The sequence below is a fragment of the Borrelia puertoricensis genome (assembly GCF_023035875.1).
GTDB classification, from domain to species: Bacteria; Spirochaetota; Spirochaetia; order Borreliales; family Borreliaceae; genus Borrelia; species Borrelia puertoricensis.
On sequence record NZ_CP075379.1, the window covers coordinates 89,331 to 115,211 of the forward strand.

Annotated in this window: 25 protein-coding genes; 3 read left to right on the plus strand and 22 right to left on the minus strand. The window is 29.8% G+C overall.

What is annotated here, in order from left to right:
- Window positions 1-3 precede the first annotated feature (3 nt).
- The 9 genes from bpuSUM_RS00460 to murI all read right to left on the minus strand — a co-directional run bounded on the left by bpuSUM_RS00460 (window position 4) and on the right by murI (window position 9,325).
- Complete coding sequence (locus bpuSUM_RS00460) at window positions 4-600, minus strand: V-type ATP synthase subunit D (protein WP_247065241.1); 597 nt, start codon at window positions 598-600, stop codon at window positions 4-6.
- Entirely contained in the window at window positions 582-1,904 is a 1,323-nt protein-coding gene (locus tag bpuSUM_RS00465) for a V-type ATP synthase subunit B (protein ID WP_247065243.1), read from the minus strand. The genes bpuSUM_RS00460 and bpuSUM_RS00465 overlap by 19 nt, the downstream gene beginning before the upstream one ends.
- Complete coding sequence (locus bpuSUM_RS00470) at window positions 1,905-3,644, minus strand: V-type ATP synthase subunit A (protein WP_247065245.1); 1,740 nt, start codon at window positions 3,642-3,644, stop codon at window positions 1,905-1,907. It abuts the gene before it with no gap.
- 11 nt (window positions 3,645-3,655) lie between these two features.
- The gene (locus bpuSUM_RS00475) at window positions 3,656-4,201 is read right to left on the minus strand and encodes a DUF2764 family protein (RefSeq protein ID WP_247065247.1); all 546 of its coding nucleotides are present in this window, start codon (window positions 4,199-4,201) and stop codon (window positions 3,656-3,658) included.
- 10 nt (window positions 4,202-4,211) lie between these two features.
- On the minus strand, window positions 4,212-4,808 hold the full coding sequence (locus bpuSUM_RS00480; RefSeq protein ID WP_247065249.1) for a V-type ATP synthase subunit E: 597 nt from the start codon (window positions 4,806-4,808) through the stop codon (window positions 4,212-4,214).
- Window positions 4,809-4,918: 110 nt separating this feature from the next.
- Window positions 4,919-5,314 (minus strand): hypothetical protein, encoded by a 396-nt coding sequence (locus tag bpuSUM_RS00485; RefSeq protein WP_247065251.1) that lies wholly within the window; start codon window positions 5,312-5,314, stop codon window positions 4,919-4,921.
- On the minus strand, window positions 5,315-7,651 hold the full coding sequence (locus bpuSUM_RS00490) for an endonuclease MutS2 (RefSeq protein WP_247065253.1): 2,337 nt from the start codon (window positions 7,649-7,651) through the stop codon (window positions 5,315-5,317). It abuts the gene before it with no gap.
- On the minus strand, window positions 7,623-8,564 hold the full coding sequence (gene rsgA / locus bpuSUM_RS00495) for a ribosome small subunit-dependent GTPase A (protein WP_247065255.1): 942 nt from the start codon (window positions 8,562-8,564) through the stop codon (window positions 7,623-7,625). Before rsgA ends, bpuSUM_RS00490 begins: the two co-directional genes overlap by 29 nt.
- Window positions 8,561-9,325, minus strand: coding sequence for a glutamate racemase (gene murI, locus bpuSUM_RS00500; protein WP_247065257.1), 765 nt, complete (start codon window positions 9,323-9,325; stop codon window positions 8,561-8,563). Before murI ends, rsgA begins: the two co-directional genes overlap by 4 nt.
- A 141-nt stretch (window positions 9,326-9,466) precedes the next feature.
- On the opposite strand from murI, the gene asnS reads away from it, so the two are divergent.
- Window positions 9,467-10,852: an asparagine--tRNA ligase gene (gene asnS, locus bpuSUM_RS00505; RefSeq protein ID WP_247065259.1), complete on the plus strand. Its 1,386-nt coding sequence runs from the start codon at window positions 9,467-9,469 to the stop codon at window positions 10,850-10,852.
- Window positions 10,853-10,875: 23 nt separating this feature from the next.
- On the plus strand, window positions 10,876-11,415 hold the full coding sequence (locus tag bpuSUM_RS00510) for a hypothetical protein (RefSeq protein WP_247065261.1): 540 nt from the start codon (window positions 10,876-10,878) through the stop codon (window positions 11,413-11,415).
- On the opposite strand, the gene bpuSUM_RS00515 is transcribed toward bpuSUM_RS00510, so the two are convergent.
- From bpuSUM_RS00515 to bpuSUM_RS00545, 7 genes are all read right to left on the minus strand, one after another.
- Entirely contained in the window at window positions 11,412-12,002 is a 591-nt protein-coding gene (locus tag bpuSUM_RS00515) for a phosphoribosyltransferase (RefSeq protein ID WP_247065263.1), read from the minus strand. The two genes, bpuSUM_RS00510 and bpuSUM_RS00515, sit on opposite strands and share 4 nt — an antisense overlap.
- Before the next feature lie 355 nt (window positions 12,003-12,357).
- Complete coding sequence (locus tag bpuSUM_RS00520) at window positions 12,358-13,800, minus strand: trypsin-like peptidase domain-containing protein (RefSeq protein ID WP_247065265.1); 1,443 nt, start codon at window positions 13,798-13,800, stop codon at window positions 12,358-12,360.
- 58 nt (window positions 13,801-13,858) lie between these two features.
- Complete coding sequence (map, locus tag bpuSUM_RS00525; protein WP_247065267.1) at window positions 13,859-14,611, minus strand: type I methionyl aminopeptidase; 753 nt, start codon at window positions 14,609-14,611, stop codon at window positions 13,859-13,861.
- Window positions 14,612-14,615: 4 nt separating this feature from the next.
- Window positions 14,616-16,268, minus strand: a complete 1,653-nt coding sequence (locus bpuSUM_RS00530) for a tetratricopeptide repeat protein (RefSeq protein ID WP_247065269.1) — start codon at window positions 16,266-16,268, stop codon at window positions 14,616-14,618.
- Complete coding sequence (gene nusB / locus bpuSUM_RS00535) at window positions 16,255-16,689, minus strand: transcription antitermination factor NusB (protein WP_247065271.1); 435 nt, start codon at window positions 16,687-16,689, stop codon at window positions 16,255-16,257. Before nusB ends, bpuSUM_RS00530 begins: the two co-directional genes overlap by 14 nt.
- A 22-nt stretch (window positions 16,690-16,711) precedes the next feature.
- The gene (locus bpuSUM_RS00540) at window positions 16,712-17,749 is read right to left on the minus strand and encodes a peptidylprolyl isomerase (RefSeq protein WP_421622964.1); all 1,038 of its coding nucleotides are present in this window, start codon (window positions 17,747-17,749) and stop codon (window positions 16,712-16,714) included.
- 70 nt (window positions 17,750-17,819) lie between these two features.
- Window positions 17,820-19,013, minus strand: coding sequence for an acetyl-CoA C-acyltransferase (locus bpuSUM_RS00545; RefSeq protein ID WP_247065275.1), 1,194 nt, complete (start codon window positions 19,011-19,013; stop codon window positions 17,820-17,822).
- Window positions 19,014-19,189: 176 nt separating this feature from the next.
- Here bpuSUM_RS00545 and bpuSUM_RS00550 point away from each other — a divergent pair, with 176 nt between their 5' ends.
- Complete coding sequence (locus bpuSUM_RS00550; protein WP_247065277.1) at window positions 19,190-20,545, plus strand: hypothetical protein; 1,356 nt, start codon at window positions 19,190-19,192, stop codon at window positions 20,543-20,545.
- A 42-nt stretch (window positions 20,546-20,587) separates the two neighbouring features.
- Here the strand turns inward: bpuSUM_RS00550 and dnaB are convergent, their stop codons facing one another.
- From dnaB to bpuSUM_RS00580, 6 genes are all read right to left on the minus strand, one after another.
- A complete protein-coding gene (gene dnaB / locus bpuSUM_RS00555) occupies window positions 20,588-21,973 on the minus strand; it encodes a replicative DNA helicase (protein ID WP_247065280.1) in 1,386 nt (461 codons plus the stop codon).
- Between the two features lie 16 nt (window positions 21,974-21,989).
- Complete coding sequence (rplI, locus tag bpuSUM_RS00560; protein WP_247065281.1) at window positions 21,990-22,484, minus strand: 50S ribosomal protein L9; 495 nt, start codon at window positions 22,482-22,484, stop codon at window positions 21,990-21,992.
- A gap of 9 nt (window positions 22,485-22,493) precedes the next feature.
- Window positions 22,494-22,787, minus strand: a complete 294-nt coding sequence (rpsR, locus tag bpuSUM_RS00565) for a 30S ribosomal protein S18 (protein WP_025375161.1) — start codon at window positions 22,785-22,787, stop codon at window positions 22,494-22,496.
- 12 nt (window positions 22,788-22,799) lie between these two features.
- Window positions 22,800-23,237 carry a single-stranded DNA-binding protein gene (locus bpuSUM_RS00570; RefSeq protein ID WP_247065283.1) on the minus strand — a complete coding sequence of 146 codons (438 nt, stop codon included), beginning with the start codon at window positions 23,235-23,237 and terminating at the stop codon, window positions 22,800-22,802.
- Between the two features lie 11 nt (window positions 23,238-23,248).
- Window positions 23,249-23,650, minus strand: a complete 402-nt coding sequence (gene rpsF, locus bpuSUM_RS00575) for a 30S ribosomal protein S6 (RefSeq protein ID WP_011772075.1) — start codon at window positions 23,648-23,650, stop codon at window positions 23,249-23,251.
- Window positions 23,651-23,994: 344 nt separating this feature from the next.
- Entirely contained in the window at window positions 23,995-25,689 is a 1,695-nt protein-coding gene (locus bpuSUM_RS00580) for a PTS transporter subunit EIIC (RefSeq protein ID WP_247065285.1), read from the minus strand.
- Window positions 25,690-25,881: the final 192 nt, after the last annotated feature.

The following is a 25,881-nucleotide window of genomic DNA, read 5'->3' on the forward strand; positions in this document are numbered from 1 at the left end:
TCCCTATCTATTTTTAATCAAGCTAGCTTTAGCCATTTTACCTCTTACAACAGCTGCTGTTTGCTGATCACCAAGATAAATATTAATCTTTTTTATATTAATTTTTGCAGCAGGTATCATCACTTTTTCAAATAAATTTACCCTTTGAGAAGTAGTATTAAGTTCGGATTCCAACAACCTAATCTGCTCATCTAAAACCTCAAGCTCTGCATTTATCTGAACCATACTCTTAATAACCTCTATTCCCCTATCTACCCAATAAGGAGTCAATAAAAGATTATATTTAATATCCTCATATTCAATAAAGTCAAATACAGGAATATTGATGCCTGCAATATTTGCAAAACTCCTTACTACCCTTTTAATTTGAATCCAATCTTGGAAAGTAAATTTTTCACCAAATAAAGAAATCCAAGATTTAATATCCCTCTTAAGCCTGTCTTGCTCAAGCTTGCGAGTTCTTTTAAGAGCCTCAACTTTTCTAATTTCTAAATGAAGTTGTTGTTTCTTAAGCTGAAGAGTAGGCAAATACCTACTAAACATTTTAAGGCTATCTTTTTGTTTTTTAAGCTCATTTTTAGTTAATTTAACTTTAGGCATTGCCCATCCTTTTTTTGAGGCCAATATTTCTCTACAAGTTCTGTTCTAATTCCAGTTTCTTTAGGTTCAAAACAACTAAAGAGAATTTCCCACCCCAAATCCAAGGCCTCTTCCAAAGGAATATTAACAGATAAGTCCATCAACTTACTTTCAAACATACCACTGTACTTAATAAGCTTCTCATCCCACTCTGTCATATTAAATCCCATAGCTTTTTTCTCTATAGATTCCTTTGAAGATGCATAAAGCTTAATCATCGAATCCATAATCGTTCTATGATCATCTCTTGTATTCCCGTTAACCATTTGCTTAAGTCTTGAAAGAGAACCAAAAGGTTCGATTCTACCTCCCTTTAAATAATATTGCCCTTCAGTAATATAACCCGTATTATCAGGAACTGGATGGGTAATATCATCTCCAGGCATTGTAGTAACTGCAAGTATAGTAATTGAACCTGCCCCTTCAAAATCAATAGCTTTTTCATATCTATACGCAAGCTGAGAATACAAATCACCAGGATAACCTCTATTAGATGGAACTTGCTCCATAGTAATAGCAATTTCTTTCATAGCATCTGCAAAATTGGTCATATCAGTCAAAAGTACCAAAACCTTTTTCCCTTGCAAAGCAAATTTTTCGGCAACAGCAAGAGAAATATCAGGCACTGTTAAAGATTCAACAACAGGATCATTAGCTGTATTTACAAAAAAGATTGTCCTACTTAAAGCACCACCCTTTTCAAGAGAATCTTTAAACGTCAAATAATCATCATTCTTAAGTCCCATTCCCCCAAGAATAATTAAATCTACTTCCGCCTGAAGAGCTATTCTTACAAGAAGTTCATTATAAGGTTCACCGGATACAGAAAATATTGGTAATTTTTGAGACTCAACAAGAGTATTAAAAACATCTATCATTGGAATTCCTGTTCTGATCATGTTTCTTGGAACAATACGCTTTGCAGGATTAGCTGATGGCCCGCCAATTTCAATCAAATCATCCTCAAGACTCGGTCCTCCATCTTTTGGATTACCAGCTCCATCAAAGATTCTACCAAGCAAATTCTCAGAAAATGTCACTTGCATTGGATGACCTAAAAACTTAACCTCGTCTGCAGTTGAAATACCTATAGTTCCGTTATAAACCTGAAGAGAAACTTTATCTCTATCCAACTTAATAACTTCTGCTAAAGAACTTGCATCTTTTGACCTCACAATGGCAAGTTCTCCATATTTAACATTTTGTGCCATTACAGTTATTACATTCCCAACAATAGATTCTATCTTGCTATATACTCTCTTCATTTATGCACCTCGAAAATCCAACTTCTTAGAACGTACTAAATCCTTTAAAGTATTTTCTAACCTATTAAACTTTTCTTCTTTAAAGGGAGTAAGATTCATATCCAAAATATTTTGCCTTAATTCATTTACAAAACTTCTTGCTTCCAATTTATTCTCAAATTTAAAATCCGATTGTAAAATATCGTAAAGTATATCAAACATATAATTTTGACGCTCAGAACTTACAGCAGTATCAACACTATCGAACGAATTTTGTTGCAAATAACATGCATCCAAAAGCTCAGATTTCAAATAAAATAAAAAGTCACCAATACTTATACCTTCCTCACCAACAACTTTCATCATCTGATTTATCTCATTCCCTTTTGTCAAAAAAGATCTCGCATATTCTGTCTTTTCAGATTCAACAACCCCTCTATACTTACTCCAAGACTCAAGAGGATTAATGGCTGGAAATTTTCTAGCATCTGACCTCTCTCTTGTAAGACCATGAAAAGCTCCTACAACCTTTAAAGTTGCCTGAGTTACCGGTTCTTCAAAATTACCTCCAGCAGGACTTACAGAACCACCCACAGTTACAGAACCAACACTACCATCATTTAAAACAACAACACCTGCCCTTTCATAAAATGATGCAATTACAGATTCAAGATAAGCAGGAAATGCCTCTTCACCTGGTATTTCCTCAAGACGTCCTGACATCTCTCTCATAGCCTGAGCCCATCTTGAAGTTGAATCTGCCAGTAAAAGTATATCAAGACCCATTTGCCTATAATATTCACCAATAGTAATAGCTGTATACACTGATGCTTCACGAGCAGCAACTGGCATAGAAGAGGTATTACAAATAATACATGTTCTCTCCATTAATGATTTACCTGTCCTTGGATCTATAAGCTCAGGAAATTCTTTAAGGGTTTCTACCACTTCACCTGCCCGCTCACCACAAGCAGCAATAATTACAACATCAACATCAGCATTACGACTTGTAACTTGTTGAAGAACTGTTTTTCCAGCACCAAAAGGCCCAGGAATACAAAATGTACCACCCTTTGCAACCGGGAAGAACGTATCTATTATTCTTGTTTGAGTTACCATAGGCTCACTAGGAATAAGTCTCTCTTTATAACTGGTAATTGGAACTTTAACAGGCCAATGAAATGACATAGTGATGATATGCCTACCCCCAGCATCATTTTCAATAACAGCAATTTTATCATCTACAGTATAATTGCCATCACTAACGATCTCAACAATTTTGTAAGAATCTTTCCTATAAAATGGAATCATAATTTTGTGCTTAATTGTACCTTCAACAACAAATCCAAGATAACTTCCTGCAACAACAATATCTCCAACCTTTGCAGTTGCATTAAAATTCCATTTCTTACCCCTATCAAGTGCACTCAAGTATAAACCTCTCTCCAAAAAAAAACCAAATTGAGCAGCAAGTTCTGACAATGGATTTTGAAGACCATCATACACCTGACTTAAAATACCAGGACCAAGTTCAACCGTTAAAAGCTTATCTGTAAACTCTATATCATCTCCAACGGCAATTCCCTTAGTCATTTCAAACACTTGAGCATCAACTTCACCATCTCTAATACGAATTACCTCAGCTTTTAAACTGCGTCCACCGGTTTTAATAAAAACAATCTCATTCATGGAAACTGTACCAACTATCTCAATAGTAACCAAATTTCCAATAACTCCCACTACTTTTCCTCTAGTTTCCATTCAAATTCCCTTTAAAAATTTTTACTCATTTGCATACTTAATTTTTGACAAATATCATCAAAATTCTTCTCGCCTATCTCTTCTATAAAGAGATTTCTTCTTGAAACTAACATTAACTTTAACAAATAAATTACTAATTTTTCAAAGTTAAAATCATTTCCCACTTCAAGTTCTGTTAGAAACTGCCATTTTAACATATCAAGTCCTAATTCTACCTCAAAAGGATTTTCTTTAAGACAAAGAGGTTTTAAAATTCCTAAATAATAACTAGAAAAATAAGGGGATTCTAAATACACATCCTTTGGAAATCCCAACTTCTCAGCTCTAATAGTTGCCAAAGTATATCTTATCATTTCTTCAAATTCAAGAAATTGATCAATTACCTTCAAATTTACCCTATCGAATTTAGATTCTGACAAACCCTTTAGACAAAGAAAATCTTCCCTGCTTAAAGCAATCTCAATATTATCAAAAAAACCTGATATATTTCCCCCCTTACCAATTTTTAAATCAAGATAAGGTAATGACGACATAACATAGTAATATGGACTTAACATACTACATCTCCTAAATCAACTTTATAACTTCTTTAAACCTTGGATTTAAATATTCAAAAAGAATATCAGCAACAGTGTCTGATGTAAAATCATAATACAAATTTCCATCTCTTTGTTGAATTTTAAAACCTTTACTTATGCCTTCAAAAGGTTTAATCTCAATTGAATCATCAAGTCTATTTCCTATCTTTGCTCTTAAAACAGATAATAAATTAGAAAAATCAGATTCATTAAGCATTATATCTATCTTATCGTTCTTACTCCAAATATCTACAACCTTAATAATAAGGTCCCTCAAAAAATTATCATCATACACTCTAGAAACAGAATCCTTTAAAGCAGTCTTAAAAAGAGATTTAATATTTTTTTCAGTACCAATAATCAAATCCCTAACTGCTTGACGAGATGCCTCAAGAGAATGCCTTTTATACTCATTAGTTTCCGCTTCAGCTTGTATTTTTAAGTCCTTAGCATCACTCTCAGCTTTTAAAACAATAGCCTCAGCATCTCTCTTTGCATTAAGAATAATCTCATTTGCTAATTTTTCAGCTTCCTCAAGTCCATCTTTTTTAATTTTATTTATCAGATCTTTAACTTCAAACTGCACTAGAACTCCTTAATATACAAAAAAATAACTCAAAATACTTAATAAACAAATCTTTCAATAAATAAGTATAACAATAAATTTTTAATCATTAAAAGCCAAATTACTGAAAATTATACATCACTAAAAAAATCTCCTATAATTTTATAAACATTCATATCATGAACTATAGAAAGTTTTTTTCCTGAAAATCTTTCCTTAAGCTTTTCACCAAAAACCTCAATACCCCTTTCTATAACTCTGTTACTAAATTCTACATCGACTATATCAAGAGTTATTATTTCAATAATAACTAAATACCCTCTTCCAAATTTAGAACCATATCCAAGGGTAAAAGAAGTAGTAACACGAAAAAGCCCATCCAAAAGTCCATTAGCTGCCGTCCCTCTAGAGAGCCTACTTGGATGCACTTTATAAGAATTACCAAATTCATCTTCAAGAACACAATCAACATCAAGACAAATCTTAAACAATGCATTCTCAAATTCCTCAAATCTTGATATACCCATTTAAAATTCTACTATTGTTTTTCCAACTCCTCCATCACTTGGATAAGCAAAATAATATTTTTTAACAAATTTCACATCTCTTAAGAATGCATGTATTCCTTCCATAAGAAGACCTTCTCCTTTGCCATGAATAATCTCAAATTTACAAACATTCCTCAGTAACATATTATCTATTTTCCTGTTTAAAAAGTCTATAGCCTCAACCACTCTCATTCCTCTAATATCAACAGTTAGACTCAATTCATCATCTTGACTCTCAAAAGAAAAACTAAAATTTTTATCACGATCATTTTTAGACTTCTTATTATCCAATATTTTCTCTAAATTCGAAGATGCAACCGTAATATTAAAAACACCAGTATTTACAATAAACCCTTTTTTAGTAACACCTATTATTTCCCCCGAAGCACTTGACCCAGAGACTCGGACCTTATCACCCACACTAAATTCAATCTTAGTGGCAATCTCCTGACTAAGCAATCTAATTTTAGCAGTTTTGGTAATTATATTATTTGTAATATTAGATATAAATTCCTTATTTTTAGTAGTACAAACACTGCCCTCTTTTATCTCTCTAACTAAATTTTCTAAAATTTTCCTTGAATTTTTTAAAAATTCTTTCTGCTCATTTATCAATCTCTCTTCCAAATCTATTTCTTTCAAGATAATATTATTCCGAATATTATTAATCTCTATTTCCTTAAGTTCAATAAGCTTAACTTTATCTTTTAATTCCTCTTCAAGTAAATGAATTTCCTGCTCCTTTTTTGTAAGTCTTTCCAATATTTCATTAACTTCCGTTTTATTAGATGAATGAATCTCTTTCGCTCTAAGTACTATATTAGAATCAATAGAAGACTTACTTGCAACACTAAAAGCAAAGCTTTCACCTGGAACAGAAAATATTAAATTATAATTAGGTTCCATTTTGTTTAAATCCATCTGCATAGAAGCATTAACAACAAATTCATGGGTATATGCAAAATATTTAAGAACATTGTAATGAGTCGAGATAATAACACAAGAATTAATATTAATTAAATGCTCAAGAACAGCCACAGCTAATGCTTGTCCTTGTTCAATATCAGTACCTGAACAAAATTCATCAAATATTAACAGACTATCTCTTGTTGCACACTTTAAAATATAAGCAATATTATTCATATGACTTGAAAAAGTTGAGAGTGAATTCGCAATTGATTGATCATCACCAATATCAACTAAAATATTATCAAAAATCTTAAAAGTACTAGACTCATCAACTGGAACAGGAATTCCAAATTGGAACATAGCGCCCAAGAGAGCAACTGTTTTCAAAGTTGCCGTTTTACCACCAGCATTAGGACCTGTAATAACTACAACTTTATTATTTAAAGGACAAAAATTTATAGATTTTGCATGCTGTATTAAAGGATGACGGGCATTGATAATATTAATATTACTATCAAATTTAGGAAATACTCCCTGATTTTTTATTCCATAAATTGCTCTGGCCTTTAGAGAATCATAATATAAAAATTTATTATAAAGGGCTTTTAAAAGAACAATATGTTTGCGAATCTCATCTGAGAGTTCTTGCAGAATTTTTAAAACTATACGCTTTTTTTCAAAACTTAAAAACCCTAATCTATTATTTTCACTAACTATATCATTTGGTTCAATATAAAATGTTTCACCAGATGATGAAATAGATATGATATTACCCTTGATTTTATTTTTAAAACTAGATTTAAGTGCAATAGTATATTTGCCTGATTTATAATAAATAAGCGTAGAGGTTAAATATTGCAAATTTAAGCTTATTATCTGCTTGAGATGTTTTTCAATTTTTTTATCTAAATTTCTAATTTCAAAATCAATCTCATCATAATTTTTGACAACACCCCGTTTTATTTTAAGTTCATCAATATCAATATACTTACATAAAATCTCTAATAAATGCTTTAAACTTGGATCTACAAATAATAATTCTCTCAAAATTTCAACTTCATTTTGAATCTTAAACTCATTTTTATCTAAAAAAAGCATTATTCTTAAAACTTCTCTTAGAAAAAAAATAATATTCTTAATCTCCTCAAGAGAAATTCTTGAGTTCTCTTTAAGAAGTAAAACAATAGAACCACTTATACTCTCAAGACAAGAATTTGGATATTCATCATAAACTTCAATAAGATTTTTGATAAGTTTAACAAAAAAACATACTCGACTAACTTCTTCCTCGGTTTTCAATATTTGTTGCTCACCTAGAAGGTTAACCGTATCTGAAATAGCTACGTAAGAAGCAACTGAAGCTAATATTTGATAAAAATCAATTTTTTCCAAATATTTCTCTTGCATAACTCTTATATCTCTTAAGCTCATTTACAATTTTTAGATAACTATTGTATCTAACTTCTGAAATTTTAAATCCAATTTGATTCATTATAAAACAATTTGGCTCATTTGCATGCAAACAAGAATTAAATCTACAAAAATTATTCAAATCTTTAAATTCTCTAAAATAATATCTAAGCTTAAGGGGTTCTAAGCTTTCAATTCCAAATTCCTTTATTCCAGGAGTATCAATTACCACTCCATTATCAGAATGAAAAGCCATAGCATAAACTGTAGTATGTCTGCCTCGTGCATATTTATAAGATATTTCATTTATAGCCTGCGCTGCATTTAAATCCACCTCATTTATAAGTGAAGATTTTCCAACTCCAGACTGCCCAACAAAAGAAGTTCTCGAACTCTTAATAATTTCCTTTATTTCTTCAATTCCCTGCAAAGTGATAGCAGAAGTTTTAATAACCCTATAACCTAAATTTTCATAAATTTTAATTAGAGTCTCAACTTTAGTGCTTATACCCTCATCAACCTTATTTATCAAAATAATAGGAGTAATCCCTTGTTCCTCAGCAACTACTAATACTCTATCAATAAATGAATTTTTAATCTCAGGAAGACTAGCAGAACTAACAATTAAAACATTATCTATATTTGAAACAATAACTTGCCTAAGAGCAGCCTTTTTATTATAACGCCAAATGACACTTTTTCGTTTAAGTCTCTCTTTAATATATACCTTGCCCTCATCATAAACATCTCCACAAACAAAATCTCCAGGAATTAAAGGACTATATTCTTTATCCTGGATATTTAAAATCTTCCCCTTAATAACTCCTTCATAAATTTTATTGGTATTAACATTAACAATAGAATAAATATTATTCACACCCCAGAGAACTTCAAATCTAAGGTCATTCAATTGATTATTCCTTTAAAATGCAAACCATATTTTTTACAAAAATTCTTATAGAAATACAAATTTTCATCTTGTGTTAAATAAAAATAACGTGTAAAACAATCATCACAACTCTCAATGTTCTTTAATTCTTTAACAAGCTCATTAGTTACAAGTTCACGATTCTCATAAACAGGAATTCCTAAAAAATTTTCAATCATGTCTTTAATGTGCAAATAATGTGTACATCCTAAAAAAACCATATCCCGCCTACTAGCTTTAACCTCTAATTTTAAGAAATTTAAATATTTAAGTGCATCTTCCTTAAATCTATCTCCATATTCTACAAAATTCACAAGATCACTTGCAGGTTTTAAAACTAAATCCCAATGACAATCTTTTTCCCTTTGAATAAATTTACTATTAATGGTAGCATGTGTCGCAATTAAAATAACCCTCTTATATGCAAGCTCTTCTACTAAACCAACTGAAGGCAAAATATATATTACAGGAAAACTAAAATTTAACTTGTCATATACACTAACAGAAGCTGTATTACAAGCAATAACAATTGCAGCAATATTATACATTTGTTCCAATTTCAAAACTAGTTTCAAAATCTCTTTTAAAAGAAAGTCTGAACTCTTCTCACCATAAGGAAAGTTCTTGTTATCTGCAATATAGACATAATTTCTATTAACAAGCCTTTTGCTTATATACTCAAAATAAGAAAGTCCACCAATACCCGAATCAAAAATAACTATAACATTCTTTAAATTGCTCATAAGCCTTACTTAAATTTAAGTATAAAAATTAATTTATTCTCTTTCAATGACAATTGATAATATTTACAACCTAACAAACTTTCAAACTATCATAGTTTAAATTATAATTATTATTAATACCAAATCATAGAAGAGGAAAATATGCATAAGAGCATCAAAGAAATTTTAAATAATCCTATATTAGATAGTATAATCACAGTGAAAGGATGGATTCGCACAAAACGCAGTAATGGTAAAATCTCTTTTGTAGAAATTAATGATGGCTCAAATATTAAAGGAATTCAAGCGATCATTGATGAAGAAAATCATCAATTTGAAAAAAAAGAATTTAAAAAGCTCACAACAGGTGCCAGTGTATCATTAACCGGAATTTTAATCTTAAGCCCAGCAAAAGGACAAACCTATGAAATCAAAACAACAAATTTTAATATAATTGGAGAAGCGGATCAAGAAACATATCTTTTACAAAAGAAAAGGCACACCTTTGAATTTTTAAGAGAAATCCCTCATTTAAGAATTCGTACTAATACATTTGGGGCTGTAGCCAGAATTAGAAATCAAATTTCTTATAAAATTCACGAATATTTTCAAAAAAATGGATTTTTATACATACATACCCCAATTATTACATCAAATGACGGAGAAGGGGCCGGTGAAATATTTCGTGTATCTACCTTAGATTTTAATAACATCACAAACGGAAAAGAAGTTGACTTTACAGACGATTTCTTTGGTAAACAAGCATTCCTTACAGTAACTGGACAACTGCACGGCGAAGCTTATGCAATGGCCTTATCAAAAATATATACATTTGGACCAACCTTCAGAGCAGAAAATTCTAACACAACACGCCATGCCTCAGAATTTTGGATGATTGAACCTGAGATGGCATTCTTTACACTTGAAGACAATATCAATTTAGCAGAAGATTTTCTTAAGTACATTTTAAAAGAAACTTTAAATAATTGTAATCAAGATATGGAATTTTTTGATAATTTCATTGAAAAAGGCTTAATCAAAAAAATTGAAGATGTAATAAACTCTAACTTTGAAGTTATTACATATACCCAAGCAATTAAAAAACTTGAAAATGCAACAAAAACATTTGAAATAAAACCTTACTGGGGAATGGATTTACAAACAGAACATGAAAGGTATTTAACAGAAGAAATCATTAAAAAACCTGCCATAATTATTGATTATCCAAAAGAATTTAAAGCATTTTACATGAAAATGAATGAAGACGATAAAACTGTTAAAGGAATGGATATTTTAGTTCCACGCATAGGAGAAATAATTGGAGGCAGTGAAAGAGAAGATAATTTGGATAAGTTGAATAAAAGAATAAAAGAGCTAAATTTAGAAACAGAAACTCTTAATTGGTACTTAGACTTAAGGAGATTTGGATCAACTCCTCATTCTGGATTTGGACTTGGACTTGAGAGATTAATACAATATATAACAGGAATGGCCAATATTAGAGATGTCATCCCATTTCCAAGGACTCCTAAAACTCTTTATTTCTAACAAAAAACTTTATGAGGAAACAATTGCAAATAAAAATTTTATGTCAACTAACATTAATGTTATCAGCATTGATGTTACATTCAATAGACAAAGAAATCACAGGTAAAAAATCAAATTATCAATACAGTAAAGAAACGCCCAAGATTAACAAATCCAATAAAATAAACTATCCACACAAAAAAGAAGACTATCATCATAACATTATAAGAAAAAAAAATACAAATCTACAAATTGATAAAACCAATAAAAAGCAAGACGCACAAAAAACCATAAACAATATCGTAAAAATAAGAAAATCTAACAAAATATATTATCCCCAAGACAAAAACAACATACAAAAATCCAAATTAAAGAAAAATATATGGTATAACATTAAAGTCCATTCAATTCATACGAAAGATAGATTTAAAAAAATAAAAGCACTAAATAAAATAAATACACAAATAGAAAATAATTTTGCTTTAATTGGTCCAATCTCAGAAGATAATTTAGGAGAAATAACAAAAGCATTACACATCATAGGGTATAATGAACTGGAATATATCAAAGTAGAACAAAACTAAAGTTTGCTAGACAAAAATTTTAAAATATCATTCAGTTCATCATCTAAATTAAAAAAACTTAATTTATACTCATCTTCTGATAAGCCTATTAACTCATGATTACTGTAATGTATCCATGTGTTTAACTCATCTTCACTTGAATATTTATTAACATAATAATCCGGCTTATAATCCAAATACCCACGTTCCTTATAATCATAAACAGCAATCTTAACATTTTGACTATCTATTCCTCTCTTTAGAACTTCTTCTCGCAAATAAATAATTGTACGACCAGTATCAAAAATATCATCAACAAATAAAACATTATCCCCTGCTCTTAAATATTTTGGATCATAAGTCCATCCATCTATCATTATTTTTTTTTGCTTATTCGAAACATCATATGATCTTGCAACAACAGCAGCATAAAGAAGGGGTTTTTCTGGCTTAATAAATTTAAAGAATTCACTAATAATATTACCAAGATAAGCACCTCCTCTTAAAGAAACATACATAATATCAGGAATAAATCCATTTTTATAAATTTTATAAGCAAGCTTAAGACCATTTATTCTTATCTCTTCATAAGAAACAAATTTTTTCATTAATATAACACCTCAAAACGCATAAAAATTAAGATTTATCTAAATATTGACCTTTGCATAAAATCAACATATTTGCTACTCTGGCAAGCGCTCAACATTACAAAACAATTCATAATTACTCACCTTTAATTAAAAACAAAACTCATTAATATAAATAATAACTCTTCTCCTAAAACACTTAAAAAATAAATTCTTAGTTAGAATCACTTCCATTTAAAACTTTAACCTCTTCACAAAATATTGCCTTACTAAAGTTGAGAAATTTTAAAATATAAGACAAAATTAATAACTCTAAGCTCTAAATAGGCTTAAAGATATCCATTCTTTAAGCCTAAACTAAAAATAAAGTTTATTACTAAAAAGATATTTTAAAAGTTTGACCATCTCTTAAAACAGTATAAGTATTCTTCCTATGTTCAACAGCATCATAAAAATCTCTTAAGCTTTTAATACTTTTTGAATTAACAACCATAATGATATCTCCTGTTGAAATTTTAGGATTTGTACCTAAAGTTGGATCAACACTGTCTACAACAACTCCATTAGTCCAGTTTCTTAAACCAAGTTGAGTCCTAACCTCCTTAGTTAAAGGATAAACAGTAAAACCTGGCATCAATTTTAGCTCTGAGACATATTCTTTCTCATTACTAATTTTGGGCTTAACATCAAGTTCTATTTCAACATTCTTTTTCTCTTTTCCTCTTAAAATTTCAACTTTAATTTTCTCTTTCGCATAAAAATCATTAATATACTGCTTAACATCATAGAAAAAACTCATTGAAACATCATTGATCTTGCTAATTACATCACCTGCTTTAAGCCCTGCTCTAAAAGCAGACGTACCATCATAAACCCCCGCAATAATTGCTAATGATTCAAAATTATCCTCATAACCTAAGCTTTTAAGAAGTTCCGGGTCCTTACTTCTTAAACGATGCAAATCAACTCCCATCCAAGCCGATTCACTTTTCTTACCACTCATCAAAACATCGAAAATACTTTTAGCGTTATTAATAGGAACAGCAAAACCAAGTCCAAGATTACCCCCAGAAGGAGAAGCTGATATCCAAGTATTGATTCCAATAACTTCTCCTTTAATATTTACAAGAGGTCCCCCAGAATTACCACGATTAATAGCTGCATCTGTTTGAATAAATGAATTTCGTGCTTTTAAATTAGGATTAACCGAACGATGAAGGCCACTTATAATACCTGCTGTAACTGAAAAACTAAAGTTATGGGGACTCCCAACAGCTATAACCCAATCCCCTATCTCAAGCATATCACTATCACCAAGTTCAGCTATTTCAATAGATGCATCATTAGCCTCAAAACTAACAAGTGCAATATCTTTTTTATCATCCTTACCTACTAGTTTTGCTTTATAAGTTTTATTGTCATAAGTTCCAACTTCAAATTCAATCGCATTATCTACAACATGACTATTTGTAAGAGCATAAAATAAATTTGTTTTCTTAGAATCTCTTCCAATAATTACTCCAGAACCACCCCATTGCGCCTTTTTTTCAAGGTTAAGACCTGGAATATCAAAAAAAAAGAATAAATGGAAAAGATCGCGTGTTTTAACTATTCCAGTAGCATAAATTTCCACAGTGGATGGTAAAATCTTTTTAGATACGTTTCTAAAAGAATCTTGAAGAGACTCGCCAGCACCACCTTTCTCCTGTGCAAAAACAATAGTATTTTTATCAGATCCTAAATAATGTATCCCAACAAAAAATCCAATAGTTAAAGCTAAAAAGCTTGCTAAAAATACGGAAATAAAATTTTTCTTCATTTTATACACCTCCATAATATAAAACCAAATCTTTTAAATAACACTTAATTAATATCTATCAAATCTTACTCAAAATCAAAGGCAAACCATCAACAACAGCAACAGTATGTTCAAAATGAGCAGAACAACTAAAATCAGATGTAAACACCGTCCAACCATCATTCTTAACAGAAACTTTATGGCTCCCTAAATTTACCATCGGCTCAATCGCTAAAACCATACCCTCCTGAATTCTAACATTTTTAAAAAAAGGCTCATAATAATTTGGAACATTTGGTTCTTCATGCAAAGCAAAACCAACACCATGTCCTGTATAATCCCTAACAATTCCAAAACCAAATGGTTTAATATAATTTTCTATAGCTTTTGAGATATCTAAAACTCGATTACCAGCCTTCATTTCATCAATTCCTCTATAAAGAGCAGACTCTGTAACTTCTAATAATTTATTGATCCTAGGACTTACTTTACCCACCTTAAAAGTCTTAGCCATATCACTATAAAATCCATCTAAAATAACCCCACAATCAACACTAATAACATCGCCATATTTCAGTTCTCTTGTTCCAGGAATTCCATGAATAACTTCTTCATTTATAGAAGCACAAATAGCTCCCTTAAATCCAGAATATCCCTTAAAAGCAGGCTTAGCCCCATTCTTAACAATAAAATCATTAGCAATCAAATCAAGCGTTTTAGTGTTAATTCCAGGAGTAATATTTTTTTCAATCTCTAAAAAAGTCTGGGCCAAAAGTTTTGCAGATGCCCTAATTTTCTCAATCTCTGCTCTAGACTTTAATCTTAATTTCAAATAATCAATTCCTCTCTTTAAGTATTTCTATCATATTCATATAAAGTTTACCTTCATTAGTTTCATAAAAAAAATTAGAAGTTAAAATAGCTTCTCGTCCCTTTTCAAATTCACCTAAATAAAGATAATTAATTCCACGCTTTAAATACACTTTTGCCACATCTTCACGTTCTCTTAAAGTAATTTTACTCTTATCATCAAGAGTGAAAGGCAAAAGAGAAACTGTCTTACTAAAATATTCTTCAGACTCTTTATAATTTTTTTGATACAATTTTAAAACCCCAAGATTATAATAAAAACCATATAAATATTTGCCCACTTGATTCTCAATAATCACTTTTTCCGCAACACTTAAGTCTTTTTTAAGAAAAAAATAATAAAATTTATAGAAATAATACCAATCTTGAACTTCATCGACAGAATCATAAATCTTAAAAAATAAATCTAAATCTTTTAGATCAGAATAAAGAAGCAAATTCCAAGCCAAAAGCTGAGCAACATCAGCACTATAATTTGATCTATAAAATAAACGCCATAAAAAAGACTTTTTAGCCTCATATTTTAAATTTGAATAATTCAACACAAAGTAAAGTTTAAAAAATAAAGGACTCTCTTTATACTTTTTTGCAATCTCATTTGCATTAAAATAATCATTGGCTTCAAAATAAACATTAGCCAAATAATAATTCACAATTTCATTTTCTTTAAAATTTTCATTAGCCTTATTTAAATAAGCAATAGCACGATTTAAATCATGCTCCTTCTTAGCAATAAATGCCAGACCAAGATATACCATCATACTATAATCAGGAAAATCAGTATAAAGTTTTAAATATTCAATCTTAGCATTATTAATATCACCCTTCTTCAAATAGGCGTCTGCTAGCAAAAACATCAAACTTGGGTCATTACTATTATTAAGCTTAAGATTTGCAATAGTAAAATCCAAATTATCAAGACCATAAGAAATATAGGCAAGCTCTTTAGAAAAATCCTTATCTTCCTTTATCCTCAAAAGTATTCTCTTAGCAGAAGCTAAATCCTTTTTCTCTATATACAAAAGCATTGCATCAATTAAAAATGCATTATTCTGAAGATTTAAACCTATAGTCTCAAAAGCAAAAGCATCTCTTTCATGTTCTATTTTGATTAAAAAGCTTTTAATATCTTTTACATCATAGCTTAAAATTAAACTTTTAATAAAAGCCTCATCATACAAATGCTTATATTCCTTATATCCTAAAAGATACTGCTTTGCAATATCATAAGCCTCTAAAACAGCTCCCACCTTAAGTTTTGAATATACTTCAAGTGCCCTAAGCTTTAAATTTCCCGGCAAACTTTTAACACTTAAGTCCAAAATATCCCTCATCAATAAATAATGTTTAATTTTAACAGAATAAAGCTTTGCTCTTTTAATAAGAGAAAGCCACTTGTATTCAGTATCAGCATAATAAGAATAAAATCTCATTGCATTTTCAGCACTCTCTAAACTTTCATTTAAAAGATAACCATCAACTTCTACAAGAATCTCATTAAAATCTAGTTCGCCCTTTAACATATATAAAACGTATGGATGCAAGCTCAAATAAACAAAAATTGATATAAAAAGGACTAAAAATAAAATAAAAAACAACAACACCTTATTTACTTTCAAATGAGCTCTCCATATTTTTCAACAAAGCATCAAGTATTCCATTAACAAATTTATAAGAATTTTTACTACCATACTTTTTGGCAATTAAAATAGCCTCATCTATTATAACTCTCTTGGGAACATCTAAATTTTGAAACTTAAGTGAATACACACTCATCCTCAATATGGCAAGATCAACTTTATCCATACGGTCTAAACGCCAATTAAGAGAAATATCACTAATCAATTTGTCAATAGATTCTAAATTATCATAAGTACCATTAACCAAAACAGAATAAAATAATTTTAAATCTTCTTCTAACTCAAATCCATGATCTTCAAGATTAAAAATATCATAAATATTATCTTTTGCCTTACAATTAACATCAATACTGTAAATTTTTTGAAAAGCTAATACCCTAGCCTTATGTCTCAAATCCATAACCAATATAAATATCTTATCTTTATTTTAGACTAGAATCCAAAATTTGTATACTAGCAGACTTATTGAGTTTATCATAAAGCTCTTGTTGTACTCTAACAACAATTTGCTGCTGATGAATATTAACCATATTATTTTTTATGGCATCCTTTACAGTCATATCAATATTAGGAGATATCTTATCTTGAAGGCCTAAAAATCTCTGAGAATACATTTCAGTAACTTTAACTATATGAAAACCTTCTTTTGATGATATTGGCTGAGAAATGTCTCCCTTCTTAAGCATAAATACTTCTTTAATAAAATCTAATCCAAGAACATTTTGTGCATTTTGATCACCTCTTGTCAAGAATCCAAGATCACCATTTTTAATCTTAGAACCCTCATCACTTGAATATTTTCTTACAGCTTCCTCAAAGGTAATTTTTTTCGATTTTATCTGATTTACAATATCCTTTGCATTTGCAAGAACCTCTGATCTCTTTTTATCTTTTGAAGAAAAGAAAACATGACTAATCCTTGCTATATCAGGATTAACAAACTTAGTTTTATTAGCCTCATAATATTCAACTACTTCTTTTTCTCCTGGGATTTTTATTTCTGAAAATTTAGGCTGAGCAATCTTTAGAACTAACTTTTGTGCAGAAAGAGACCTCTTCATTGAAGATAAAAGCTCATTCCAATTTGTACCCTGACTTTCTATCATTTGTTTAATTTGCTCATCTGTAAGATTTAAAAGTCCAAACTGAGTTCTAATTGTTTGCATAACTTCCGAATCTTCAACCTTAATACCTTGCTTTAAAGCTTCTTGACCAAAAAGGACATCAGCTATTAAAATCTGCAAAACTTGCTTTCTCTCAGCATTACTTAAATCTTCTCTACCTTGTGTCTTTTTCAATGTATTTACTTTAGAATCAAATTCTGTCTTAGTAATAATTTCATTACTATGCAAATTAATAATTACAACAGGAGTATTTTGAGCAAAAGTAGTTATTCCTACAACAAAAAATAACAGAAAACACAAAACATTACCCATAAAAATCACCTTTATATCAATCATCGAACTAAATCACTGCATAAGATTTTAACAAAACATTAAATTTAAATCTAGTTTAAAATAAGAATATCATTCATCTATATAAAAAGGCCGCCATACCCTGTCCACCTCCAATACAAAGAGAGGCAATTCCTTTTGATTTATTATTTATTTTAATGAGACGTGCAAGGGTTAACAAAATCCTAGCGCCACTAACTGAAAACGGATGCCCTAAGGCAATAGCCCCTCCATTAACATTGATAATACTATCTCTCACATCATATTTTTGATGTAAAGCTTTCAAAACACTTAAAGATTGTGCTGCAAAAGCTTCATTTGTTTCGATAAAATCAATTTCACTTGGAGTTAAGTTAAATTCCTCTATAATCTCTTCAATAGCAAGAAAAGCTCCAAATCCCATATGAAGAGGATTTAAGCCTACACTTTTAAAACCACCAACATAAGCTAAAGGTTGTAATCCCATTTTGCAAACAAAATCCTCACTTGCCAATATTAAAAAACAAGCCCCATCATCTAAGCTAGAAGAATTGCCGGCAGTAACAGTACCTCCCTCCTTAAAGACAGGTTTTAAAGACGACAGTTTCTCCAAACTTAAACTATCACGTATTTCCTCATCACTACATATAACACTTTTAAGTTTTGTCTTTTTATCAAAAACTGATAAAGGATATATTTCATCATTAAAATATCCACTATCTCTTGCTGCTGTTGCCTTAATATGAGAATTATATGCAAAATGATCTTGCATTTCTCTTGTAATTTTATACATTTCAGCCAAATTTTCCGCTGTAAGTCCCATCACAGTACTACTTGGAGTATCAACTAATGCATCTTTATATATTGAATCTTCTATTTTAAAGTCGCCAAATTTTAAACCATCAAATCTGACACCTCTTGGCAAAAGATAAGGCGCATTACTCAAATCTTCTACACCACCAGCTAAAACAACTTCACTATTACCAAGAGCTATAGAATTAAACGCAAGTTCTAAAGACTTAAGTCCTGAGCCACAAACTTTGTTTACAGTAAAAGCAGGAGTAATTTCACCTAAACCAATCTTCAAAGCAATTTGTCTGGCAATATTTTGACCAAGCCCTGCAGAAATTACATTTCCAATAATAACCTCATCCACTGTCTCAATATTATTTCTCCCAAGCAAAGCCTTAACAATATCTGAAGACACATCAACAATATTCATTCCATTTAAGGCACCTCCAAATTTAGTAATCGGTGATCTAAGTCCGTCAATGATTGCTATTTTTCTCATATAAAACCCCACACAAAAAAACTAATCTTCAACTATATAATAACAAAATACAATTTGAAAAAACAGAATATAAAAGATATTATAAATGATTTGATAAAAATTATCATCAATATTAATTATCAAATACACCAAAAACACAATGATATATTCAAACAAAAATGTTATATTAATTACTAATGTATTTAGCAAAACTCAGCCTCAAAATGACAATTATAATATTAGCAATTAATTCTCATGCTTATAACCATTTAATCAAATATCAAAATGATAGTGTTAATAAATACCATTTTAACAATCTAAATGACGGCCTTGGATTTGCACTCTGTGATTTTTTTGATGACCTCAGAAGCGGCTCTTTAATATTTATCCATGAATCAAAATATAATTTCATGATAAATGCAGAAGCACACATGTTAACTTTTAGAGGAAATAAAGATTCTCCTGAACAATTAAGAAGAAGAGTTGATCTTTTAGAAATTGGATTTATGTATTATTTTCCATTCTCAATACAAACAAAAACACAATACTTTGGAAACATTGATATTGGTATTGGTATTAAAAATTTAATCTATGGAAACTGGGGCGGAGCTTTAATACAACAAGCAGTGCATTTTACCCTAAGACAATTAAGACCAATTCCTAAAAATTATGAAAATTACAATTACAGAGGTTTCTTAAGTACAGCAATCAATTATTCTTACATGAAATTTTTTAATATTGAAAATTATATAGACTTATCTTATTTTGCAGACTATTTTTTCAAAACATGCATTGCAATGGACTTTAGAAATGAGTCTATAGGGATTGAAACTAAACTCTTTTATCAAACTCAAAGTAAAATAAATAGCATAGAAACATATTCAAAAATACAAGAAGCAGAAACTGGAATTGGAATTCAATACAGACTTCATTCTAAAAACTTTTTTACAATAAATAACCTTAATTTAAACAATTTTTCAACCAAGGAAAAATTTTTCAGTGTAGGAGGATTTGGCATAATCTTTACTGAAGAATACGACAATCACTCGAAAGATAACTTATATCTCCTCAACCAAAATTTTTCTTTTGGATTTGACATTATGATTCCATTACAAACTAGAAATTTAATATATTACATAATAATACCCTCATTAAAATATTATTTTGCCATTGCAACAAATTATGATATTAATTTAGCTGACTTAAATAGCCGTACAAATAGATTTTCATCCGGATTGATGTATGAATTATTCACAAAAGATCGATTTATATTATACATATGTTCTGGAATATTTGTATCTTACAATCAAGATAAAAAAGATATAAAATCCATTTACAGACCATTAAAAATAAAAGATACACTGCAAGCAGGACTTGAAATTGAACCTGGCATATCAATAGAAACACTTAAATACAATAAAGTAACATATAATGCAAAAATATTTACAAAAATTAATTATCACCCAATTGTTTATAACACAACAAATTATACTTTAGAAACACATAAATTAAATTTTAATTACCTTGGAATCGGTATAACAATAAACATATAAATACGTCAAATTAGTCAAGTTATATGAATGCAACAAATAATATTAATAATCATTTTCATGTTCTTTATTCACAAATTTAACAACATGTGGCAAAAACAATATATCAGCTCTTCCTGTAGGCCCATTTCTATGTTTAGCAACAATAATTTTAGTATCGATAGCACTAATCACTCTCTCATCATCAGAGCCACTTCTTAAGTCCTTATCCCTATGAAGTAAAATAACAATATCTGCATCCTGCTCTAATGCACCTGATTCTCTTAAACTAGCAAGACTGGGTTCACGTCCCTCAGTATCTCTTGTAAGCTGTGAAAGAGCAACAATTGGTATCTTAAGTTCTCTTGCAAGCTCTTTGAGTGTTTTACTAATTGAGGCTACCTGCTCATGACGTGGAATATTCCTAGCTTCGAGGGAAATAAGGCTAATATAATCAACAAATAATATATCTATACCCGAAAATCTCTTAAGCTTCCTAGCTTGAGTTGCAAGCGTTAATAAACTAATATTAGCAGTATCTTCGATATAAAATTCAGAATTACTAATATCATTCACAACATCATTGATTGCCTTAATTTCATGACCTGACAAAATACTATTTTGAATCTTAAAACTATCAATATTAGCTTGAGCTGCTATTATTCTTTTAATCAAAGCATCAGAAGTCATTTCAAGAGAAAAAAAACCTACTTTTCTCTTTTTATCATTCCTCAATGCAATACTTGATGCAATATTAAGTGCAAAGGCAGTCTTACCAACACTAGGACGAGCACCAATAATAATAAAATCACTCTCTCTAAAACCTCCAATAAGACTATCAACCTTCTTAAAACCACTCGGAATACCAAAATTAACTTCTCGTTTTTTCATGCTTCTCTCATATATTTCAGCATGAACTCTCTCAGCAATAATTTTTGCATGATTAAGATTTTTACTAGAACAATCTAATTCAATTGAAAGAATATGCCTTTGTGCTTCTTCCACAAATTGTTCAACTTTTTTTGTAGAATCATTAGCTAAATCATTCAGTTCCTTAGAAATTTTAGAAATATCTCTTCTAATGCGATGTTCTTTAACAATTTTCGCATAAACATTTATAGTCTTATCAGTTGGAAGATACCCTGAGAGAAAACTCAAATAATCCTGCAATCCTGTTAAAGCTTTAAAATTACTTAAAAGCTGTGATTTAGGTGTTAAAGAAGATACTTCCTCAAATACAGTTATTGGATCAATATTTTCTCTTTTTTCATAAAGAGAAATCATCGCTTTAAAAATCATCTCATGATTTTGACTATAAAAATCATCCGGTTTTAAATATAATAATGCCTCTTCCACCTTTCCTGGATTATAAAATATACTAGAAATAACTGCCTTTTCTGCGCCTTCGTTAAAAAGAAGTGTAGAGGCTGTACTTACTGAAGTAAAAGCCACAAACTATACCTCTTCTTTAAACTTCCTTTTCAACACTTTTGGACTTTTTAAGAGAATGTTTTTTCTCTTCCCTTTTTATCTCAACTTTAATGACAGAATTAATTCCCTCATAAAGCTTAATAGTTACATCATAAATTCCAAAAGTTTTTAATGTACCATGGTGTATATCTATTTTTCTTCTCTCAATTTCAAACCCAAGCTTTAAAAGCTCATCGGCAATATTTAAGCTATTGATACTATGAAACAATTTTCCACTATCATTAGACTGCATTACGAATTCTAAATTGATCTTATCAAGTTTTTCTTTAAGTTCAAAAGCTGCTTTTTTTCTTGTTTCTTGTCTCTTAAGTATTGATCTCCTTTTTTGATTGAAAATATCAATATTATGCTTATCTGAAAAAACAGCAAAACCTTTTGGTAACAAATAATTTCTAGCAAAACCATCCTTTACATCAACAATATCACCTTCTTTTCCAAGATTAATAAAATCTTCTCTCAAAATTACTCTCATCATCTCTCCTTAATATTTCTTCACAAAAGGAAGTAAAGCCATATATCTAGCTTTTTTAACCTCTAGTGCAAGACGCCTCTGATGCTTAGCAGAAGTGCCTGTAATTCTCCTAGGCAATATTTTTCCTTGCTCTGTAATAAACTTCTTAAGGAAATCAAATTCTTTATAATCAGGAACTCTGTCCATATCACAAAATCTACATGTTTTTTTCTTAAAAAATCTAAAATTAGGGTTTTTTTTAAAACCATCTTGATGTCCATCAGTCCTTGAATCTCTCTGATGGGAATCTATATCTTTATACATAAATTCAAACTCCTAAAAAGGTATATCTTCATTAAAACCGTCATCAAAACCAATATCCGTAAACGAATCTGGCTTCTTATAATTTTCAAAACCAACATCATTAGCACCTTTAGTAGCAATAAGTGAGCCAAACATTTGAATATCATCTACTAAAACACTGCATCTATTCTTCTTATCTCCAGTATTTTTATCTTGCCAACTCTCATACCTTAAAGAACCACTAATCACAACTTGTTTTCCTTTCTTAAGAAAAGAACCAAGACTCTCAGCTCTTTTGCCAAAGAGAGTACAATCAAAAAATTGAGCATAATCCATCCATTCGTCATTTTTTTTAACCCTTCTGTTATTAGCTAAACCAAATTTAAGAATAGCCATACCTGCCTCAGTATAAGTAAGCTCAGAATCTCTAGTAAGCCTACCAGATAATACTAAGGAATTAATATCGGCCATCTACAACCTCCTCAATCTACTTTTACATCAACATTAGAATTAAACTCTGATGATTCTTTTTCTTTAATATCTCTATTATCCTTGAACTCTCTAAAATTTCTTCTCTTAACTTTTTTGACACTAACCTTTTTGTTAATCTTAACCAAGATCATATGTCTTAACAAATTTTTAATAAGTTTTAATTGAATTTCAAGTTCTTTCAAATTCTCACTATCCATCTTAAATTCTATTATTTCATATCTACCACGCAACTGCTTCCTAATAGGATATTCTAATGCCCTCTCTCCAAGAGAATTTTCAGCAAAATCACTAGCATTAAAAACTGTTAACTGTTTTTTTACCTCTTCTAAAGCAGCTTTATATTCAAGTTCTTCACTCTTAAACAAAAAACAAGCTTCGTACTTTTTTATCATTATAACTCCTTATGGTCTTAATCGTACCATAAACCCTTTAAATTTATGGCAAAGGTTATCTCGATACTATAACAGATTATTTAAATAGTATATAAAAATACTTATTTTTTTTCAATATTGAGCAAAAAATCTTTTCAAAACACTCCTCACAGAACAATTAAAATCCTACCCCCACTATCTTTAAAAATTATTCTATTAAAAGGTACCTTTTATACACCATACAATAAACCCAGTTAAAAATATTAAGTTCTTAAAAGGTCTCTTTAAAATAAAGACAAAGCAAAAAAATAACTTATCTCACACAAATTCATAATTTTAAGTACATCTTCTAACCTAAATAAATTCTAATTATCCTCATCATCCTTATTGAGTTTGTAAACTTTTCCTGTTAAACCTTGTCCTTCAAGCTTATCATCTTCTTTCATTTCAATATATGCTTTAATACCATGTTTCACATTATCAGATGCAACAATAGCACTGGTCTTAAAAAGTTTTTCAGGAGAATAATTTTTAATCGCTTGTTTTATATAATAAACATTTGTTCCATAATCAATTTTAATTGTATTATCAATTGTAACAATATTTAAAGCACCTGTTTTGTTAAGAAAATTTTCTGATATAAGCTCAGGACTGAAAACTACAAACCTTAAGTTTGTTGAGACAACATTAAACTCTTGAATATTATCAAGACCTCCAAGACCTTGAGCTATAAGATGTGCAATGCCCATTCCTTCAACTTCCCCTTCACTACCAGCAAAAAATGGCTCACCAACACCAAAAATCTGAAAATCAAAATAATTATAAACCCATTTAAAAGTAAAATAATACAAAGCAAAAAATGCAAATCCTAATGGTAATAAATAAAGCCAATTTGTCTTGTCATGTCCCTGTAATACCCCAAACATTAGAAAATCAAAAAATCCAGCAGAAAAAGTCACACCAACTGCAATATCAAATATATTAGCAATCAATAACGCAAACCCAGTATAAATGGCATGTATAAAATAAAGCAAAGGTGCAGTAAAAACAAATAAAAATTCTAAAGGCTCTGTAACTCCAGTCAAAAAAGCTGTAAAAGCACCTGAAAATAGCAAAGACACGATTTTACTCTTATCATCATGAATGATTCCTCTATAAACTCCCAATGCTGCCCCAGGAAGTCCAAACATAATAGAGAGATAAAACCCACTATTGAACCTGGAAATACTTGAGGAAAACCTAATAAGATATGGATCTGCTAACTGAGCATAAAATATATTCTGAATACCACCAACAACTTGACCATCAATAACTTCTGTTCCTCCCAACGAAGTAAAATTAAAAGGAAATGTAAGAATGGAATGAAGCCCCAAAGGAATGAGCAGTCTATTTAAAAATCCATAAAGAAAACTATTAAAATAGTTAAATTTAGCAATAAAAAATCCAAAAGAAGTAATTAATTCATTAAAATACGGCCAAATTAAAACAAATATTATCCCTAATAAAATACAAAAAGGAAAAACTACTATGGGAACAAAACGAAAACCAGAAAAAAAGCTTAAAGGCCCAGGCAACTCGATACAATAAAACTTATTGTGCAAATATCCAACTAATAATCCAACTGATAAAGACCCCAAAATACCTGTATTTAAAGTTTGAATTCCCAAAATATTTACTTGACCAATAGAAGACATTAAATTAGGCTCAACAAGTCTTGAAAACACATCAAGAAAATAATTTTCAGTAATATTAAAAATCAAATATCCAACAAGACCTGAGAGTGCAGCAGGCCCCTTTTGAACTCTAGCGATCCCAACAGTAATCCCTATAACAAAAAGCAATGGAATATTCAAAATAATGATATTACTGGTACTCTTAATAAGTCCCAAAAAAACTTTAACAACAAAGTTATCAATGTAAAATAAATTAGAAGGATTTAGCAGTGCAGATCCAATTCCAAGCATTAAACAAAAAATTGTCACAACAGAAATTGGTAGTCTTACTGCACTAGAAAACTTTTGAAAACTAGCAAATCTAAAAACTTTTAAAAAATTTATCACTCTAGACCTCTCCATTCAAAAACTTAAGACAATATGCATTATATAGCTTTTTTACAAAAAAAAGGTATTAATAGAAAAAATTTAAGAAGAAAATTATGCAATAACATCAATTTAGCCTTCAGTTTCATACTAAACTATTCTTGATCACTTGATTTATGTACTTTTTTGAACTAATATACCTAAAATAAATAA

Coding starts and splice junctions, on each gene's coding strand:
- bpuSUM_RS00460 (WP_247065241.1), bottom strand. CDS start 600: ATGCCTAAAGTTAAATTAACTAAAAATGAGCTTAAAAAACAAAAAGAT.
- bpuSUM_RS00465 (WP_247065243.1), bottom strand. CDS start 1,904: ATGAAGAGAGTATATAGCAAGATAGAATCTATTGTTGGGAATGTAATA.
- bpuSUM_RS00470 (WP_247065245.1), bottom strand. CDS start 3,644: ATGGAAACTAGAGGAAAAGTAGTGGGAGTTATTGGAAATTTGGTTACT.
- bpuSUM_RS00475 (WP_247065247.1), bottom strand. CDS start 4,201: ATGTTAAGTCCATATTACTATGTTATGTCGTCATTACCTTATCTTGAT.
- bpuSUM_RS00485 (WP_247065251.1), bottom strand. CDS start 5,314: ATGGGTATATCAAGATTTGAGGAATTTGAGAATGCATTGTTTAAGATT.
- bpuSUM_RS00490 (WP_247065253.1), bottom strand. CDS start 7,651: ATGCAAGAGAAATATTTGGAAAAAATTGATTTTTATCAAATATTAGCT.
- murI (WP_247065257.1), bottom strand. CDS start 9,325: ATGAGCAATTTAAAGAATGTTATAGTTATTTTTGATTCGGGTATTGGT.
- asnS (WP_247065259.1), top strand. CDS start 9,467: ATGCATAAGAGCATCAAAGAAATTTTAAATAATCCTATATTAGATAGT.
- bpuSUM_RS00515 (WP_247065263.1), bottom strand. CDS start 12,002: ATGAAAAAATTTGTTTCTTATGAAGAGATAAGAATAAATGGTCTTAAG.
- bpuSUM_RS00520 (WP_247065265.1), bottom strand. CDS start 13,800: ATGAAGAAAAATTTTATTTCCGTATTTTTAGCAAGCTTTTTAGCTTTA.
- nusB (WP_247065271.1), bottom strand. CDS start 16,689: ATGGATTTGAGACATAAGGCTAGGGTATTAGCTTTTCAAAAAATTTAC.
- bpuSUM_RS00540 (WP_421622964.1), bottom strand. CDS start 17,749: ATGATTGATATAAAGGTGATTTTTATGGGTAATGTTTTGTGTTTTCTG.
- bpuSUM_RS00545 (WP_247065275.1), bottom strand. CDS start 19,013: ATGAGAAAAATAGCAATCATTGACGGACTTAGATCACCGATTACTAAA.
- bpuSUM_RS00550 (WP_247065277.1), top strand. CDS start 19,190: ATGTATTTAGCAAAACTCAGCCTCAAAATGACAATTATAATATTAGCA.
- rplI (WP_247065281.1), bottom strand. CDS start 22,484: ATGAGAGTAATTTTGAGAGAAGATTTTATTAATCTTGGAAAAGAAGGT.
- rpsR (WP_025375161.1), bottom strand. CDS start 22,787: ATGTATAAAGATATAGATTCCCATCAGAGAGATTCAAGGACTGATGGA.
- bpuSUM_RS00570 (WP_247065283.1), bottom strand. CDS start 23,237: ATGGCCGATATTAATTCCTTAGTATTATCTGGTAGGCTTACTAGAGAT.
- rpsF (WP_011772075.1), bottom strand. CDS start 23,650: ATGATAAAAAAGTACGAAGCTTGTTTTTTGTTTAAGAGTGAAGAACTT.